The following is a 14,240-nucleotide window of genomic DNA, read 5'->3' on the forward strand; positions in this document are numbered from 1 at the left end:
CTTATGGATCAGGCGTGACCGATGTCGCCGACCTGAAACGCGCCACCGCCGCCGTTCTGGTCGGCCTGCTGCAGGTAGAGCTGCGCGAAGTCGATCGGCTCGAGCAGCAGCGGCGGGAAGCCGCCGTCGCGAACGCAATCGGCGAGGACACGGCGTGCGAAGGGGAACAGCAGGCGCGGCGCTTCGCCGAGCAGGAACGGCTGGATCGCGTCGGCGGGCACGTTGCGCAGGCCGAACAGACCCGCATAGGTCAGGTCAACGATGAAGGCGGTCTGGCCATCGGCCTCTGCCTTGACATCGATCTTCAGCAGGACCTCGTGCACCTCCTCGCCGACCTGCGCAGTGCCGATGTTGAACTGCACGTCGATCGCGGGCGGGTTCGGGTTCTGGAAGATCGCCGGTGCGTTCGGGTTCTCGAATGACAGGTCCTTGACGTATTGGGAGATCAGGCCGGCCGCCGGCGCGGTGTCTTCGCCGTTGGTCATCGGCTGCGTGTCGATCGTGGTGCCGTTGTCCTGGTCGGCCATGGTATGATCCTTGAGATGAAGCGGAAAGGTGGGGGAATGAAACGGAAAGATGGGGACCGAAGCAGCCCGTCGGGCGTTCGATGCCGATGGCGCCCGCGCCTAGCAGCGCCTGCCCGGAGTTTCAACGGCGGGTGAAACAGGTGTGGTTTGAATAAAAGGGGCATTCGGCCTATGTATCGGTCAGGATCGGAGGCACGGTGTTCTACGTAGTTCTTCTTGCGATGGTGGCGGCCTTTCTGGCGCTGCGTCTTTACAGCGTGCTCGGCAAGCGTACCGGCCACGAACAACAGCCGTTGCCGCGCGCGGCGGAGGATCGCCCCTCGGCCGTTCCGGTCGCCCCGCGTCCGATCGATGCGGCGCCCGAGGCACGCGATCCGGTCAGCCGCAACATCGAACCGCGCGCCGAAGCCGGCCTGCGCGCGATCATCGCGGGCGAGCAGGGCTTCGACGTCAGCCAGTTCATCGGCGGCGCACAGGCTGCATATCGCATGACTCTCGAGGCCTTCTGGGCAGGCGACGAGGCGGCGCTGGCCGATCTTGCCGAACCGGATGTCGTGCAGGCGTTCGGCGAAGCCATCGCGGCGCGCCGCGAGGCGGGCGAGACGCTCGAGAACCGGCTGGTGTCGATCGAGCGCGCGGTGATATCGGATGCTTCGCTCGACGGACGCGAGGCCCGGATCACGATGCGGTTCGACGCCGACATCGCTGCGGTGACGCGGGACGCCGAGGGGAACGTGATCGCCGGGTCGCTGACCGATGCGGTCGAGACGCACGACGTATGGACGTTCGCCCGGACGCTGAAGAGTCGCGATCCGAACTGGAAGCTGGCAGACACCGACGAGGAGTAGGCTGAGGTCGTTCCTCCTTCGCGTTAGCGCAGGAGGGGCACCTTGCCGAAGGGGCGGTTCAGACGGCGTCTTCCCAGGCGACCAATTTTAAAGCTTACCTTTTCCCGGTTGCCGCATTGCGGTGCCGCTCTGCCCGCGAGGGGAGACGAGTGGCAAACAAGTCCTTGTCCCCACGGGCATGCTTGGGCAGAGCCTTGTACGAGGCCATCCGCCGTTCGGTGGACACACGGGGACTTCGATGACCGGTAATCGCATATTCGCCAGCATCGCGCTGGCCCTTGTCCTCAGCGCTTGCGGCGGGCGCGTCGTGCCACTCGCCACTGGCAACGCATCCATCGGGCAGCCGTCTCGCGATGCTGCCACTCCGCCGGGCCGTCCGGCCCCTCGCCCCAGCGCCCCCGGTCAGCAGATTGCCAGCGGGCGCGGGTTCGATGGGCGGATCCAAGCTGCGGTGCCGATGCTGGCGGCGCCCGTGATCGCACATGCAGGTGCGACCACCGCAGCGAGTGCCGGCATCGTTCCCGGCCCGTCGGTCGATGCGCTGCCGATCACCGATGCGCAGGCGGAATCGGCACGACTGGCGTTCCTGTCGAGCTGCCCCGGCCTGATGCGACGCACCGATGCCTCCGGCCTGACGCGCGGTGCCGACTGGCAGCAAGCCTGCGCCGCGGCGGCGAGCGTGCCGCGCGGCAGTGCGCGCGACTTCTTCATCCGCTATTTCGAGGCGGTGCAGGTCGGCGATGGCAAGGCCTTCGCCACCGGCTATTACGAACCCGAAATCGCCGCCTCGCGGGAGCGTCGTGCAGGATACGAGGTGCCGATCTACGCACGACCCAACGATCTGGTCGACGTCGATCTCGGCCAGTTCAGCGACGCGCTGAAAGGCAAGAAGATCCGCGGACGCGTATCGGGCACCAACCTCGTCCCTTATTACGATCGCGCGGCGATCGACACCGGTGTGCTGGATGGCAAGGCACCTGTGCTTGCCTGGGGCGCGGACGAGGCGGCGGTGTTCTTCCTCCAGATCCAGGGATCGGGGCGCCTGCGGCTGCCGAACGGCGAGATCATGCGCGTCGGTTACGACACGCAGAACGGCCGCGATTATACCGGGATCGGTGCGCTGATGAAGGCGCGCGGACTGTTGCAGCCCGGCCAGACGTCGATGCAGGGGATCGTCGCCTGGCTGCATGCGCATCCGGCCGAGGGGCGGGCGATCATGCAGGAGAACAAGAGCTTCGTGTTCTTCCGCGAGCTGAACACGCCCCCGGTGGGTGCGATGGGCTATGTCGTCAACGGCGGGGTGAGCGCGGCCGCGGACGTGAAATACGTGCCGCTCGGTGCGCCGGTGTTCCTGTCGATGGACCGGCAGGACGCCAGCGGATTGTGGGTGGCGCAGGATACCGGCGGTGCGATCAAGGGCAGCAACCGGTTCGATACCTTCTGGGGCGCCGGCGCCACCGCGGAGGCCACGGCAGGCGGCATGGCGGCGCGGGGCACGGCATTCCTGCTGCTGCCGACGGGAACGCTCGCCCGCACGCAGGGCGTTCAATATGGCGCGGGGCAATATGGAGCGGGGGCCGGTGCGCCAGCTCAACGCTGACGAGGCCGACCTGTGGGCGCGGGTGATGGCGACGGTGAAGCCGTTGCGACCGGTGCCGGTCGTGCGGCCCAAGCCCGTTGCCGCTCCGACCGTGCCGGTAAAAGCGACCAAACCATCGAAGGCGCTTACTCGCGCAATCGCGGCGGCGCGACCGGTCCCATCGAAGCCGGTCGCGGCCGTGCCCTCAGCGCGACAGAATACGCTCGATGGCAGTTGGGACAAGAAGCTGACACGCGGGATCGTCAGCCCGGATAGCTCGATCGATCTGCACGGGCATAACCTGTCATCGGCGCATGCCTTGCTGGACGAGGGATTGTCACGGGCGATCGCGCGAGGGGATCGCGTGTTGCTGCTGGTGACGGGCAAGCCGCCGCGGCCGGAGAGCGAACGGCCGCACGCGCGTGGTGCGATCCGCGCTGCAATCGCCGACTGGCTGGCAGCGTCACGGCATGCCGATGCGATCGCCGCGGTGCGCGGTGCGCATCCGCGGCATGGCGGGCAGGGAGCCTTGTACATCGTGCTGCGGCGCGGGCGGTGACCCTCCCCGATCCCCCCGCCAGAGGAGGAAGACCACTCGGTGCGGCCGAATGGTGGAGGGGAGGAATGCCCTGATAACGAGGTTCGAAGCCAACCTCCCCGTCCGTCGCGCGTTCGACGTGCCTCCTCCTCCCGGTGGGGGAGGACCGTTCAGGTCGTCAGTCGTACGATGACATCGGCGTAGATCGCCGTCAGCGTTTCCAGATCGGCGACGGCGACCGCCTCGTCCACCTGATGCATCGTCGCGTTGATCAGGCCGAATTCCACCGTTGGGCAGAGCTTCGACAGGAACCGCGCATCGGAGGTGCCGCCCGAGGTGGACAGTTCGGGCACCAGCCCGGTCTGCACCTCGATCGCTGCGCTCATCAGCGCGGTGAATGCGCCGGGTTCGGTCAGGAACGCCTCACCCGAAACCTTACCCTCGACGACTGCGCCGGGGGCGTGTTCGTGGACGATCGCACGGACCCGGTCGATCAGGTCCGCGCCGCGCTGTTCGTCGTTGAAGCGGATGTTGAGGCGGGCGCTGGCACGTGCCGGAATAACGTTGTGCGCGGGATTGCCGACGGTGATGTCGGTAATCTCCAGGTTCGAAGGCTGGAACCACGCATTGCCGTGATCGAGACCCATAGCCTGCAATGCCGCCAGCGCCTGCGCCAGCTTGCCTGCCGGATTGTCGGCGAGGTGCGGGTAGGCGACATGACCTTGCCGGCCGGGTACGTCGATCCAGATGTTCACCGATCCGCGCCGGCCGATCTTCGCCATGTCGCCGAGACGTGCCACCGACGTGGGTTCGCCGACGAGGCACAGGTCGGGCGCGATGCCGCGCGCCGCCATCCGTTCGATCAATACCGGCGTGCCATAGGTCGCCGGACCCTCTTCGTCGCCGGTGATGAGCATACTGAGCGTCGGGCCCGTCGCACGCGAGGCGGCTGCGGCAAAAGCGGCGACGGCGCCTTTCATATCCACCGCGCCGCGCCCGTGTAGCAGGCCGCCGTGCACGTCGCCGGACCAGGGCGAACCGGTCCAGCCATCGCCGGGGGGCACGACGTCGACATGACCGGCAAACGCCAGATGCCGGTCCCCGCCCGGGCGCAGCGCGATCATGTTCTCGACAGGGCCATCGGGCGGTTCGCCGACGACGAAGCGATCCACCGTAAAGCCGATCGGCACCAGTGCGGATTCGAGCACGTCGAATACGCGCCCGCGGGCCGGCGTCACACTGTCCGCCCGTAGCAGGGCCTGCGTCAGCGCGAGAACGTCGATCAACGGGGCGACCTCATGCCGACGGCGGCTCGTATTGCTGGATCACCCAATCCTCCTCCTGCGCGCCGGCGACCCAGTCCTGCATCCACGGGTGCTGGATGACGGCGTCGATATAGGCCGCAGCGAAGCGGGCGATCGGCAATTGATAGGAGATGATGCGGGTGCACACCGGCGCGAACATGATGTCCGCTGCGCCGAACTGGCCGAACAGGAATGCTCCGTCTCCACCCCAGCGCGCGCGCGCCTGTGCCCAGAGCTCCATGATCCGGCCGAGGTCGGCGAGCACATCGTCGTCGGGGCGGCTGGCCGGAAACACCTGCCGGATGTTCATGGCGTGCTTTCGACGGAGCGCCGTGAAGCTGGAGTGCATTTCCGCTGCCATCGATCGCGCCATCGCACGTGCGGGTTCGTCTTTCGGCCAGAAGCGGTCGCGCCCGACCTTGTCGGCAAGGTAGTCCACGATCGCGAGACTGTCCCACACCACTGCCTCGCCGTCCCAGAGGATCGGCACCTTGCCCGACGAGGGTGCGAATTCCGCGCCCTCGCGGCGGCGATCCCATTCGGCATCGTAGAGCGGAACGACGACCTCGTCGAACGGCAGGCCGGATTGCTTGCAGGCCAGCCAGCCACGCAGCGACCAGGAGGAATAGGCCTTGTTACCGATGATCAGCTTCATGCCGCGGGTCTAGTGGATCGTCCCGCGGCACGTAAGTCATCTTCGTAACGATCAGCCTTGCCGCTGCCCGAATTCCGCCCAGCGCAGCGCCGATTCCGCGAGGTAGGCCCGTACGAAGCTGGTGCCTGCGGTCGGCGGAAACGCTCCGGATGTCGAACAGCCGGGTGCGGAGGCGACAAGCGTCTTCACCGCCTGCCGCTCGGCCGTCGATCCGTGATCGCTGAGCAGGACCGAGCGGGCGGCGCCGGGGGCCCGTACGACGAGGCAGTTCGCGATCGCGGTATAGGCACGGTCGTCGGGCAGGCGTGCCTTGCTTCGCGCCCATTCCGATGCCTGAAACGCGTCCAGGTCCGACTGGGTGGTGCCGGCGCTGTGCAACGCCCGGCCGACCGGCTGTCGCTTGTACATCGCCTCCGCCAGGCTACCCCGCAGGAACACGACCGGCGGACGATAGGCGTAGGGCAGGCATCCCTTCGAAACACCGACGAGCTGGCGCAATTCGGTCAGCTCGGTTCGGGTGTTGGGCGAAGTCTGCAACAGCGAACGGACCCGCGTCGGACTGACGTTCGTCGCGCATCGGCCATATTGCTGCGCGAGTTCGTAGGTCTGCTGGTAATATTTGCTTTGCGCGAACGTACCCGAGCCGGGAAAACCGTTCAGCGGCAGGAACGTGCGCGGCACGATCGGCGAACGCATCGGTACCGTGCCGGGGAAGATGTTCGGGGTCGCAGGAACGGCGGATGGCGGCGCGGTCGGTGCCGTCTGCGCAAGGGCTACAGGTATGCCGGCGGCCAATGCCGCGACAGAGGCGAGACAGAGCAATGCCGTATTCATCGACGTTCTCCCGGTATCCGCCGCCCGTACGCGGCGAGATGATCATCCACGCAGCGGATGTACGATGACTGAACCGGAAGGTTGCGCGGGTTAGCCGATCGCTTCGAGCACCGCTGCGCGGAGTTCCGGAATGCCCATGCCGCCTTCGCTCGACGTCGCGAGGATGTCGGGGTGGGCGGCGGGGCGCTTGCGCGCCTCGGCAGCGACGCTTTCCATGACGTCGGCGAGTTCGGTCGCCTTCACCTTGTCCGCCTTGGTCAGGACGAGGCGATAGCTGACCGCCGCCTTGTCGAGCATTTCGAGGATGTCGCAATCGACCTCCTTGATGCCGTGCCGCGAATCGATCAGCACCAACGCGCGCTTCAGCGTGTCGCGGCCGCGCAGGAAGTCGTTGACCAGAAAGCGCCACTTCTTGACGACGTCCTTGGGGGCCTTGGCGAAGCCGTAGCCGGGCATGTCGACCAGCCGGAACGACAGCGGCAGGCCGACGTCGAAGAAGTTCAGCTCCTGCGTCCGGCCTGGCGTGTTCGACGTGCGCGCCAGCCCGTTGCGCCCGGTCAGCGCGTTGAGCAGCGACGATTTGCCGACGTTGGAACGCCCGGCGAACGCAACCTCCGGCACGATCGGCGCGGGCAGATGCTCCAGCGCCGGTGCCGACTTCAGGAAGCTGATCGGCCCGGCGAACGTCTTGCGCGCGTGTTCGATCAACTCCGGCGTGAAGCCTTCGTCATCCGGGGTGACGATGTCCTCGCTCACTTCGCGGGCGCCGTCTTGAGGTCGGGGTGGCGGGCGTACAGCACCCGCTGTTGCAGGATCGCGAGGAAGTTCGACGCGATCCAGTAGACCTGCAGGCCGACCGGGTAGCTCGCCATGACGAACATCAGCACCCACGGGATGATCGCGAACACCTGCTTCTGGGTGTCGTCCATCGGCGCCGGGTTCATCTTGAACTGGAAGTACATCGAGATGCCGAGGATGATCGGCACGACGCCGATCGCGATCATGTGCGGCGGGGTGAAGTGCAGATAGCCGAACAGGTTGAGCGGCGTCAGCGGATCGGGCGCGGACAGATCCTTGATCCACGCGACGAACGGCTGGTGCCGCATTTCGATCGTCAGCATCAGCACCTTGTACAGCGCATAGAAGATCGGGATCTGAAGCAGGGTGGGCAGACAGCCGGCGACGGGATTGACCTTTTCGGTCTTGTAGAGGCCCATCACCTCCTGCTGCATGCGCGGCTTGTCGTCCTTGAAGCGCTCCTGGATCGCCTTCATCTTCGGCTGGATCGCCCGCATCTTGGCCATGCTGGCGAACTGGCGCTGTGCGATCGGGAACATCAGGCCGCGGATCGTCACCGTCAGCAGGATGATCGCGACGCCGAAGTTGCCGACCATGCGGAACAGCCAGTCGAGATAGGTGAAGATCGGCTTTTCGACGATTTCGAACCAGCCCCAGTCGATCGCCTTGTCGAGCTTGGCGACGGCGGCGTCGTTCTCATAATGCTGAAGCGCCTTCACTTCCTTCGCGCCCGCGAAGAAGCGACTGGTCTGGGTCAATGCCCGACCGGCCGGCAGCAGCTTTGGAGCGAAGGCATAATCGGCCTGATACGCCTTGTTGGCGCCGCTGCGGAACTGGCCGTCGAACTGCGCCGACTGGTCGGGGACGAGTGCGGTCAGCCAGTATTTGTCGGTGAAGCCGAGCCAGCCCGCCGTCGTCGTGAACTTGACGGGCGCCTCGTCCAGCTCGTCGAACTTGACGCCGTAATCGGCACCGCCGCCATGGACCGACATCGGGCCGGTGTGGATTTGCCACGTGCCGGGGTCCTTCGACACGCCGACGCGGTTGACGTAGCCATAAGGCGCGACCGGCACCGGCGCGGCGCCGGCGTTCTGCACCGTCTGCTTGACGGTAAACATATACTGGTCGTCGACGGTGAGTTCGATCGCGAAGCGCTGGCCGGTCGCGTTGGCGGCGGTCAGCGTCACCGGGCGACCGGGCGCGAGCAGCTGCGCCGAAGCCGTCCATACGGCATCGGCGGCAGGCGGCTTCAGGCCATCGTCGCGCCAGCCGAAGCCCGCGAAATACGCCTCGGGCGCGCCGGCCGGCGACAGCAGGCGTATCGGCGGCGAATCCTTGGCGATCGTTTCCTTGTACTTGACCAGCACGAGGTCGTCGATGCGCGCGCCCTTGAGGTTGATCGAGCCTTGCAGCGTCGGCGTGCTGATGCGGACACGTGGCGATTCACCGAGCACGACCTGACGGTTGCGCACCGCACCCGGCGCGTCGGCAGTCGGATCGGCAGAGGTCCGCGCCGGAATCGGCTGCGACTTGCCGTTGACGATCTTCGTCACCGGCGGGTTCGCGACGGGGAAGAACTTGCCCTGGATCAGCGGCCACGCGAACAGGATCAGCGCGGCGATGACCGCGAACAGGACGAAATTCTGGCGTTCTTTGTTCAAGGTCTTGCCCCGTCGTAGCTCAAGGGACGGGATCGGGTCCGTACCCGCCCCAGGGATGACAGCGCGCAATCCGCTTCGCCGCCAACCATCCGCCCTTTGCCGCGCCATAGCGGCGAAGGGCGGTGATTGCATAGGCGGAACAGGATGGCTGATAGCGGCAGGTGGGCGGCATCACCGCCGATGGCCCCAATTGCCAGCCGCGCGCGATCAGGATCAGCAGCTTCGCGATCACCGTTTCGGCTTTCGCGGTGGACGCGGACGGGCGGGAGCGCTTTCGCCGCGGGTGATCTTGGCCAAGGCCTTGCCGAGTTCGGCCTTCAGCGCCGCATGATCGCGCTCGATGCCACCGTCGCGGCCGATCAGCACGTGATCCGCACCGCGAATGCCGCCGACCGGCAACAGCTCACGCGCCAACGCCCGCAACCGCCGTTTCATGCGGTTCCGGACGACGGCGTTGCCCACTTTCTTGGTGACGGTGAAACCGACGCGCATCGCGGGGTCACCATCGTCGCGGTCGCGCACCAGCAGGACGAATCCCGGCATCGGCGCCCGCTTGCCCGCATTCGCCGCGAGGAAATCGCGACGAAGCGAGAGCGTCGAGACGGTTACGCCGACAGCTTCTTGCGGCCGCGGGCGCGACGAGCGCGGATCACCGCACGGCCGCCGACCGTCGCCATCCGCGAGCGGAAGCCGTGGCGACGTGCACGCACCAGGTTGCTCGGCTGAAAGGTCCGCTTCATGATTCATTCCCTGATCGTCGAAATAGCAAATGGCCGCCACGCAGGACGGCCTTGATGGGGCGCGCATACCGGGAGGCGGCACGCAAGTCAACGCGAGCCGATCCGTTCTGCAGGGGGACCAGATCGGCCATGTCCCGACGTGCTGTCCATCATGATGGCTGCTTGCATCATCCCGTGAAAGTGGGACGGGTGTATTACCTCTGCAAGGCGGTCGCAGAAAGATGTTTTGGTCCATTCCAGACCTACGTAAAGCCGCTATGGGTCGTGCCAGCGGAGGAAAGACATGGCGGCGATCGTCCAGACGGTGGCGTATCTGGGACTGGAGGCGCGGGGTGTCGAGGTGCAGGTGCAGCTCATCCCCGGTCTGCCGGCGTTTCACGTCGTCGGCCTCGGCGACAAGGCGGTTGCGGAAAGTCGCGAACGCGTTCGCAGCGCCGTGTCCGCGATGGGACTGGCGCTGCCACCCAAGCGAATCGTCGTCAATCTGTCGCCCGCCGACCTGCCCAAGGAGGGATCGCATTTCGACCTGCCGATCGCGCTGGCCTTGCTGGGCGCGATGGGCGTGATCGATGTCGAGGCGCTGGCGGACTATGTCGTTGTCGGTGAACTGGGGCTCGATGGCCGGATCGCATCGTCACCCGGCGTGTTGCTTGCCGCCTTGCACGCAGGCGCGGGGGGCAGGGGGTTGATCTGTCCTGCGGCGCAAGGGTCGGAAGCGGCCTGGGCGGGGTCGGTAGAAGTGCTTGCCGCGCCGGACCTCCTCGCGCTCATCAACCATTTCAAGGGGCATGGCCTGCTCTCCGCGCCGATCGCGGGCAAGGTCGAGAATGTCGTGCAGGGCCCGGACCTGCGTCAGGTGAAAGGACAGGAGGTCGCCAAGCGTGCCCTCGAGATTGCGGCGGCGGGCGGTCACAACCTGCTGATGATCGGCCCGCCCGGCGCGGGTAAATCGCTGATGGCGTCGTGCCTGCCGGGCATCCTGCCGCCGCTCGATCCGGCCGAGGCGCTGGAGGTCTCGATGGTCCAGTCGGTCGCAGGCACGCTGGCGAACGGCCGCATGACACGCAGCCGTCCATTCCGCAGCCCGCATCACAGCGCGTCGATGGCGGCGCTGACGGGTGGCGGGTTGAAGGTGAAGCCGGGCGAAGTCAGCCTCGCGCACCTCGGCGTGCTGTTCCTCGACGAGCTGCCCGAATTCCAGCGCGGCGTCCTCGACTCGTTGCGTCAGCCGCTGGAAGCCGGCGTGATCAGTGTCGCGCGGGCCAATGCGCACGTCACCTTTCCCGCGCGCGTGCAGTTGATCGCCGCCATGAATCCATGTCGTTGCGGCCATCTGGGCGACGCCAGCCTTGCCTGTGCCCGCGCGCCACGCTGCGCGGCGGACTATCAGGCGAAAGTATCCGGCCCCTTGCTCGACCGCATCGATCTGCATGTCGAGGTCGGCGCCGTCAGCGCCGCCGACCTCGTCCTGCCGCCGCCCGCCGAGGGTTCGGCCGAGGTATCGGCCCGTGTCGCCGCCGCGCGCGCGATCCAGACGATCCGCTATGCCGGAGAAACGGCGCGGACCAATGCGGACGCGGACGGTGCGCTGCTCGACCGGGTCGCGACGCCGGACGAGCCGGGCCGCCGACTGCTGGCGCAGGCGGCAGAGGCGATGCGGATGTCGGCAAGGGGATATACCCGGGTGCTGCGGGTCGCGCGCACCATCGCCGATCTGGGCGGGGCCGGGACCATCGGCCGCATTCATATCGCGGAGGCACTCAGCTATCGTCGCAAAAGCCCGACGAACTGAGGCGGGGCGCCTAGTGCGTGGCGGCCTCTCGCTCCTTGATCAGCGCCAGGCACTGGCTCAGCAAGGCTGCGATCAGAAAATCGCCGCTCGCATCGGCATGTTCCAGCGCACGCACCAACTGCTCCTGCAGTGATTCACGTTCGCCCATCTTATCTGCCGTCATTGTTCCGGAAACCCGTATCGAGCTTTCCACGCTAAACACGGACCGGCTCATCGGCGCAACGACATGGATCAAGCCGGACCGTTTCGTATATTTTGCGGCTTTGCATGCTTGCGATGCCGTCGGCGAACGGCTACCCGGCAAGCCTTCGCTGCCCCTGTGGCGAAATTGGTAGACGCATTCGACTCAAAATCGAACGCCGTAAGGCATGCTGGTTCAAGTCCGGCCAGGGGCACCATTCCATCATCGATGAACGATATCGTGGGCCGGCACCGCCGACCCGGAGCGATCGGGCCGGCGATGGCGATGCCACCGCTCCACGACGGCGGCGGCCTGACCCAAACTTGCCGTACCGATCAGCGGCGCTTGCGCAGCCGCCCCCGGAACAGGCCGCGGTGGGTCGTCGCCTCGAACATCTCGCCCGGACCTTCGGGGTCCAGTACCTCGTTGTCCGCCAGCCATTTCTCGATGCCGTCCAAATCCGGGACCTCGTATGGCCGCAGCGATCGGCCGGGTCCACGCAGCCGCTCGATCGTCTCGATCAGCGATCCCGTCTGCTCCATCAACTGCGCGACGCGCTCCGGCGCAACGTCGAGGTGTTCGGCCATCAGGTCGTGGCGGGTCGCCGCGATCTTCGCTTCCAGCCCGGCGCCGGGGTGGCGTTCGGTATCCAGCACGACGTCGCATTCGGTGTCGAGCCGCAGCGAGCGGTTGTTGATATTGGCCGATCCGATGCGCAGCTGCGTATCGTCGATGATGGTGATCTTGGCATGGCAATAGATCGCGGTGCCGCCGCGAGTGAACGGATGGTACAGCCGGAACCGGTCATGCTTGTCGCGCCGGTGCAGCGTCTCGACCAGACGCGCGCGGGCGGTGTCCATCGCCAGCGGCTCCAGCCAGCCCTGCGCGGTCAGCGGATTGACGATGACGATTTCCGGCCCGTCAGGCTCGTCCAGTCGTGCAGCGATCGCCTCGGCGATCCGGCGCGATGCGAAATACTGGCTCTCGCAATAGATGTGGCGCTCGGCTGCCCTGATCTGGTCGATGAACAGCGCCTCGACCTCGGTGACCGCCGCTTCGCCCGGCATTTCGGGCTGGCTGCGCGCGATCCCCAGCTCGACGTCCTCGAACGTCGTCTCCAGCGACGCCGGCCAGCAGGTGCCGCCGCCCTCGACCGGGTGCAACGTATGACCCGCGGCCAGATGCCAGCGATCACGGCAGAGTTCGCCCAGCGCCGCGGCGGCCGGGCCGGTAATCGCGGTCGTCGCATCGTGCCAGGGCTTGTACGGCTTGCCGCCGGGTAGCTTGCGGCCGGGGTCGTCGTCGCGATGCGCCCGTGTGTCCCATCGCTCCGCGGTCATGTCGATGCCGCCGCAAAAGGCGAGGCAATCGTCGATCGAGACGATCTTCTGATGGTGCGACGATGCGGTCGGGTGATGCCCGTCCAGCTTCACGTGGATGCGCGGGTGCCGCATCCACTTCAGCACCGTGAACACCGTGCTGCCACGGAACGCCGCCTTCATCGCGCCGACGTCCCAGCGCAGCAGGTACAGCTCCAGCTCCGGATTGCGTTCGATCAGCCAGTACAGGAAGTCGCCGACCGTTTCGGGCCCCTCGGTCGTGCCGGTGCTGCCGACCAGCCGGATGCGCGCGTCGAAATCCCAGCCGACCAGCATGATCCGCTTCTTCGCCTGCAGGAACGCCTCGCGCGCGACTCCGAAATAGCGGTCCGCATCGACGATCACCGACAGGCGATCGGCACGTTCGATACGCCAGACGTTACGGCCGGGGTCGAGCATCTTGGGCGTTCAGTCCTTCCTGTCGGCCATAGATGCGGTCGAGCACCTCGGCACTGCGCGCGAACTGCTCCGCGGCGGGGTCGAAACGGGAGGAAGCAGCAAGCTGTTCCGCCCATATGGCAGCGGACCGGGCGCCCCATGGATCGGGAGGCTCGGCCAGCGTGATCGCCTGCGTACCGGTGAAATGCTGCGCCGTGAAGTCATAGAAGGAACCGGAAACGTTGCGTAATGCCGCACCACCGCGGGTGCCGTAGAAGGCCGCCTCGATCACCGCATCGCGGCCGGCGTGCAGATTCCACGAGCAGGCGAGGCGGACCGCCGTGTCGCCGGCCCTGAACTGTGCGGTGGCGTAATCCTCGACCGATCCGGACTGCAATGGCCTGCCTTGCGCGAGCAGCGTCGCCTCGACGTTCCCGACGGTCGGGAAGTCCAGCGTCCAGAGTGCCAGATCGACCAGATGGACGCCGAGATCGATGATGCAACCGCCGCCCGATTGCGCGGGGTCGAAGAACCACGGCTTGCCCGGTCCGTATGCGTTGTGGAAGGTGAGGTCGATCGCGAAGATATCGCCCAGCGCTCCGCTACGGACGCGATCCGCTATCGCCGTCATCGCAGCCGTGTGGCGATAGGACAGGTCGACGCCCAACAGGCGATCGGCGGTGCGTGCGGCGTCGATCACAGCCTGCGCCTCGGCTGCCGAGCGACCGAGTGGTTTCTGGCAGAATACGGCGGCGCCGGCTTGCAACGCGGCGATCGACTGTTCGGCGTGCAGTGCGGACGGCGTCGCGATGACTACGCCGTCGAGGCCGAGCGCGAGCATGTCGTCCAGCGACGAAACGATTCGTGCATCCGGGGCCAGCGCGACCGCATCCGCGATGCAGTCCGGGGACGGGTCGCAGATCGCGCCGACCCGGATCGCACCGGTGGCGACCATCGCCTCCATCCGGTGACGGCCGATCCAGCCGGTGCCGAGAAAGCCCAAGCGTGGGATGTTCAAGCGGATGT

At 66.7% G+C, this 14,240-nt stretch carries 15 protein-coding genes, 1 tRNA gene and 1 pseudogene; 5 read left to right on the plus strand and 12 right to left on the minus strand.

The features are described from left to right. Positions 1-8: 8 nt before the first annotated feature. Entirely contained in the window at positions 9-527 is a 519-nt protein-coding gene (secB, locus tag LRA87_RS04985; RefSeq protein WP_230629652.1) for a protein-export chaperone SecB, read from the minus strand. 197 nt (positions 528-724) lie between these two features. On the opposite strand from secB, the gene LRA87_RS04990 reads away from it, so the two are divergent. The 3 genes from LRA87_RS04990 (at position 725) to LRA87_RS05000 (ending at position 3,513) form a co-directional block, all read left to right on the plus strand. Continuing rightward, on the plus strand, positions 725-1,375 hold the full coding sequence (locus tag LRA87_RS04990; RefSeq protein WP_230629653.1) for a Tim44/TimA family putative adaptor protein: 651 nt from the start codon (positions 725-727) through the stop codon (positions 1,373-1,375). 238 nt (positions 1,376-1,613) lie between these two features. Next, positions 1,614-2,975 (plus strand): murein transglycosylase A, encoded by a 1,362-nt coding sequence (gene mltA / locus LRA87_RS04995; protein ID WP_230629655.1) that lies wholly within the window; start codon positions 1,614-1,616, stop codon positions 2,973-2,975. Then, positions 2,926-3,513, plus strand: coding sequence for a Smr/MutS family protein (locus LRA87_RS05000; RefSeq protein ID WP_443024829.1), 588 nt, complete (start codon positions 2,926-2,928; stop codon positions 3,511-3,513). Before mltA ends, LRA87_RS05000 begins: the two co-directional genes overlap by 50 nt. A gap of 149 nt (positions 3,514-3,662) precedes the next feature. On the opposite strand, the gene dapE is transcribed toward LRA87_RS05000, so the two are convergent. From dapE to rpmH, 8 genes and pseudogenes are all read right to left on the minus strand, one after another. Further along, positions 3,663-4,778, minus strand: a complete 1,116-nt coding sequence (dapE, locus tag LRA87_RS05005; RefSeq protein WP_230629657.1) for a succinyl-diaminopimelate desuccinylase — start codon at positions 4,776-4,778, stop codon at positions 3,663-3,665. Positions 4,779-4,788: 10 nt separating this feature from the next. Then, positions 4,789-5,451, minus strand: coding sequence for a glutathione S-transferase family protein (locus tag LRA87_RS05010; RefSeq protein WP_230629659.1), 663 nt, complete (start codon positions 5,449-5,451; stop codon positions 4,789-4,791). Positions 5,452-5,502: 51 nt separating this feature from the next. Next, positions 5,503-6,285: a hypothetical protein gene (locus LRA87_RS05015; RefSeq protein ID WP_230629662.1), complete on the minus strand. Its 783-nt coding sequence runs from the start codon at positions 6,283-6,285 to the stop codon at positions 5,503-5,505. A 90-nt stretch (positions 6,286-6,375) separates the two neighbouring features. After that, complete coding sequence (gene yihA, locus LRA87_RS05020) at positions 6,376-7,041, minus strand: ribosome biogenesis GTP-binding protein YihA/YsxC (RefSeq protein WP_230629663.1); 666 nt, start codon at positions 7,039-7,041, stop codon at positions 6,376-6,378. Next, positions 7,038-8,744, minus strand: coding sequence for a membrane protein insertase YidC (gene yidC / locus LRA87_RS05025; RefSeq protein ID WP_230629665.1), 1,707 nt, complete (start codon positions 8,742-8,744; stop codon positions 7,038-7,040). The genes yihA and yidC overlap by 4 nt, the downstream gene beginning before the upstream one ends. 19 nt (positions 8,745-8,763) lie before the next feature. After that, positions 8,764-8,976 carry a membrane protein insertion efficiency factor YidD gene (yidD, locus tag LRA87_RS05030; RefSeq protein ID WP_230629666.1) on the minus strand — a complete coding sequence of 71 codons (213 nt, stop codon included), beginning with the start codon at positions 8,974-8,976 and terminating at the stop codon, positions 8,764-8,766. Continuing rightward, positions 8,973-9,326: pseudogene (gene rnpA, locus LRA87_RS05035) on the minus strand (ribonuclease P protein component); the annotation flags it as partial. The pseudogene rnpA and the gene yidD, both read right to left, overlap by 4 nt. Positions 9,327-9,349: 23 nt before the next feature. Then, entirely contained in the window at positions 9,350-9,484 is a 135-nt protein-coding gene (gene rpmH / locus LRA87_RS05040) for a 50S ribosomal protein L34 (RefSeq protein WP_017978410.1), read from the minus strand. A gap of 283 nt (positions 9,485-9,767) precedes the next feature. Here rpmH and LRA87_RS05045 point away from each other — a divergent pair, with 283 nt between their 5' ends. Further along, positions 9,768-11,276 (plus strand): YifB family Mg chelatase-like AAA ATPase, encoded by a 1,509-nt coding sequence (locus LRA87_RS05045; protein ID WP_230629669.1) that lies wholly within the window; start codon positions 9,768-9,770, stop codon positions 11,274-11,276. Positions 11,277-11,286: 10 nt separating this feature from the next. Here LRA87_RS05045 and LRA87_RS05050 read toward each other — a convergent pair whose 3' ends face one another. Beyond that, positions 11,287-11,511: a hypothetical protein gene (locus LRA87_RS05050; protein ID WP_230629671.1), complete on the minus strand. Its 225-nt coding sequence runs from the start codon at positions 11,509-11,511 to the stop codon at positions 11,287-11,289. A 78-nt stretch (positions 11,512-11,589) separates the two neighbouring features. Between LRA87_RS05050 and LRA87_RS05055 the strand changes: the two genes are divergently transcribed. Beyond that, a tRNA-Leu gene (locus tag LRA87_RS05055) sits at positions 11,590-11,674 on the plus strand. A 118-nt stretch (positions 11,675-11,792) separates the two neighbouring features. On the opposite strand, the gene LRA87_RS05060 is transcribed toward LRA87_RS05055, so the two are convergent. Beyond that, positions 11,793-13,235, minus strand: a complete 1,443-nt coding sequence (locus LRA87_RS05060; RefSeq protein WP_230629672.1) for a phospholipase D-like domain-containing protein — start codon at positions 13,233-13,235, stop codon at positions 11,793-11,795. Further along, a complete protein-coding gene (locus tag LRA87_RS05065; RefSeq protein ID WP_230629673.1) occupies positions 13,216-14,232 on the minus strand; it encodes a Gfo/Idh/MocA family protein in 1,017 nt (338 codons plus the stop codon). The genes LRA87_RS05060 and LRA87_RS05065 overlap by 20 nt, the downstream gene beginning before the upstream one ends. Positions 14,233-14,240: the final 8 nt, after the last annotated feature.

Source organism: Sphingomonas sp. Leaf37 (assembly GCF_920939475.1).
In the GTDB taxonomy this organism is placed as follows: Bacteria; Pseudomonadota; Alphaproteobacteria; order Sphingomonadales; family Sphingomonadaceae; genus Sphingomonas.

What these genes read in the sequence shown, in the direction of transcription:
- rpmH (WP_017978410.1), bottom strand. Translation starts at nt 9,484, where the DNA reads ATGAAGCGGACCTTTCAGCCGAGCAACCTGGTGCGTGCACGTCGCCAC.
- LRA87_RS05000 (WP_443024829.1), top strand. Translation starts at nt 2,926, where the DNA reads ATGGCGCGGGGCAATATGGAGCGGGGGCCGGTGCGCCAGCTCAACGCT.
- secB (WP_230629652.1), bottom strand. Translation starts at nt 527, where the DNA reads ATGGCCGACCAGGACAACGGCACCACGATCGACACGCAGCCGATGACC.
- LRA87_RS05010 (WP_230629659.1), bottom strand. Translation starts at nt 5,451, where the DNA reads ATGAAGCTGATCATCGGTAACAAGGCCTATTCCTCCTGGTCGCTGCGT.
- LRA87_RS05015 (WP_230629662.1), bottom strand. Translation starts at nt 6,285, where the DNA reads ATGAATACGGCATTGCTCTGTCTCGCCTCTGTCGCGGCATTGGCCGCC.
- LRA87_RS05060 (WP_230629672.1), bottom strand. Translation starts at nt 13,235, where the DNA reads ATGCTCGACCCCGGCCGTAACGTCTGGCGTATCGAACGTGCCGATCGC.
- LRA87_RS05045 (WP_230629669.1), top strand. Translation starts at nt 9,768, where the DNA reads ATGGCGGCGATCGTCCAGACGGTGGCGTATCTGGGACTGGAGGCGCGG.
- mltA (WP_230629655.1), top strand. Translation starts at nt 1,614, where the DNA reads ATGACCGGTAATCGCATATTCGCCAGCATCGCGCTGGCCCTTGTCCTC.